Here is a 2,614-nt window from a genome sequence, read left to right as displayed (position 1 = left end):
GGATCGGGCAACACCGTCGACCACGTCGGGCACGGCACGCATGTCGCGTCGACCGCCGCGGGCTCCGGCGCCAAGTCCGGCGGGAAGTACAAGGGCGTGGCGCCCGGCGCGAAGATCCTCGACGGCAAGGTGCTCGACGACAGCGGCTTCGGCGACGACTCCGGCATCATCGCGGGCATGCAGTGGGCGGCCGACCAGGGCGCGAGGATCGCCAACCTCAGCCTCGGCGGCGAGGACACCGTCGAGAACGACCCGCTGGAGGCGGCGGTCGACCGGCTCTCCGCCGAGAAGAACATCCTCTTCGTCATCGCCGCGGGCAACGACGGCCCCGGAGCCGGCACGATCGGCTCGCCGGGCAGCGCGGCCTCCGCGCTGACGGTCGGGGCGGTCGACCGCACGGACGCGATCGCCGACTTCTCCAGCGTGGGCCCGACCGCGGACGGGTCGCTCAAGCCCGACATCACGGCACCCGGTGTGGACATCGTCGCCGCGAAGGCCGCCCAGGGCCAGCTCGGCGATCCGGCCGCCGACGGCTACGTGTCGATGTCGGGTACGTCGATGGCGACGCCGCATGTGGCCGGGGCCGCCGCGATCCTCGCGCAGCAGCACCCCGACTGGAGCGGGCAGCGGATCAAGCAGACGCTGACCGCCTCCGCGAAGCCGGGCACCGGCCTGACGGCGTTCCAGCAGGGCACCGGGCGCGCGGATCTGGCGAAGGCGATCACCCAGAGCGTGGTGAGCGAGCAGACCTCGGTGAACTTCGGTCTCCAGCAGTGGCCGCACACCGACGACAAGCCGGTGACCGAGCAGGTCACCTACCGCAACACCGGCACCAAGGCGGTCACCCTCGACCTGTCGCTGGAGACCACCGGCCCCCGGGGCAAGCCCGCCCCCGCCGGCTTCTTCACGGCCGACACCAACCGCGTCACCGTACCCGCCGGCGGCACCGCGAACGTCGGTATCACCTCGAACACCCGGACCGGCAGTGTGGACGGCGCGTTCTCCGGCGCCCTGGTCGCCAAGGCCACCGCGGGCGGCCAGAGCGTACGGACCTCCTTCGGTGTGATCCGCGAGGTCCCGTCGTACGACCTCACGATGAAGTTCATCGACACCAAGGGCAAGCCCGCCGACGCGCTGGCCACCGTCTACGGGCACGACGGCGACTTCTGGAAGAACGTCTCCGGCACCGGCAGCGCCAAGATCCGGGTCCCGAAGGGCACCTACCTTCTCGAAGTCCCCGTCGACATCCCGAAGGCGGGCGGCGGCGAACCGGACGTGGCCCTGATGGTCCAGCCCGGGATCAAGGTCACGAAGAACGCGACGGTGACCTTCGACGCCCGCAAGACGAAGCCGGTCTCCATCACCGCGCCGGAGTCCGCGAAGGCGGGCGACGCCTACCTCAACTACCTGCTGGACACCCCGTCCACCTCGCTCGCCAGCACCTATTTCCTGAGCTCCTTCAAGGGCCTCAGGACCGCGCAGGTCGGCGCCGCGCTGCCCGCCGAGCAGTTCTCCACCCAGCTCAGCGGCGTGTGGCAGAAGGGCAGCACCAGCTACAACCTGCTCCACAACCGCCCCGGTTCGATGTACACCGGCTTCAGCCACAAGACGGCCAAGAGCGAACTGGCCCAGGTGAACCTGAAGATCGGCGCCTCCGCCAAGAACCGCCACGGCACCGTCAACGCCTTCTGGTCCACCCCGTCGATGGGCCTCGGCACGGTCACCGACCCGTTCCCGCTGCCCGGCACGGCGAAGACGTACGTCACCACGCCCAAGGGATTCACCTGGGAGTTCGGCGTCGGCCAGCAGGGCCGCACGGAGGACGGCGGTGAGGCGAACCTCGTCGACGACAAGGCCAGGACCTACCAGCCGAAGAAGACCTACGAGAAGGTCTACAACGTCGGTGTGTTCAGCCCCAAGGTCGACGCGCGCAACCGGGCGGAGCGTCTCGGCAACGAAATGGCCGTCTGCGTCGCCGAGTTCGCGGACGGCGCCGGCCACCCCGGCTCCTCGTCGGTGACCAAGCAGCGGACCGTCATCAGTGCCGACGGCAAGAAGATCGTCGACGAGAACGGCGAACTCTGCCAGTTCACCGGCGGGCTGCCCACGAAGTCGTCCCGCTACGTGATCAGCACGGACGTCTCGCGCTCCACCAAGGTCGCGGGCGTCAGCAGCCGCGTCGTCGCCGCCTGGAGCTACACCTCGAAGAAGACCACCGGCGCGACGCCGGCGACCCTGCCGCTCTCCACCGTCCGCTTCACCCCGAAGCTGGACCTGGCGAGCACCGCCGCGGCGGGCAAGAAGCTCACCGTCCCGCTGACGATCCAGGGGCCCGCCGCCGGTAAGGGCTTCAAGTCCCTCGCCGTGCAGGTCTCCTACGACGGCGGCACGAAGTGGGCCAAGGCGCCGGTCACCACCGCGAAGGACGGCAAGAAGAGCCTGTCGCTGAGCCACCCGAAGAAGGCCACCTCGGTCTCCTTCAAGGCGAAGCTCACCGACAAGAACGGCAACACCTACGACGTGACCGTCCTGAAGGCGTACCTGCTCAAGTAGGCAGCCAGGACAGGGACGTCACAGATCACCGGCCGCGCCCGGGGAACGGACACCGTTCCCC

The 2,614-nt window shown here is 69.6% G+C and carries 1 protein-coding gene; it reads left to right on the top strand.

Annotated features, from left to right (window positions below; translation table 11 throughout):
- A partial coding sequence (locus ACFXKG_RS41105) for a S8 family serine peptidase (RefSeq protein WP_384850702.1) occupies positions 1 to 2,553 on the top strand: 2,553 nt, incomplete at its 5' end.
- Positions 2,554 to 2,614: the final 61 nt, after the last annotated feature.

It is taken from the genome of Streptomyces sp. NPDC059255 (assembly GCF_042752355.1).
GTDB lineage: Bacteria > Actinomycetota > Actinomycetes > Streptomycetales > Streptomycetaceae > Streptomyces.
Note: the sequence above shows the minus strand (reverse complement) of the source record. Positions and strands in the feature narration are given on the sequence as shown.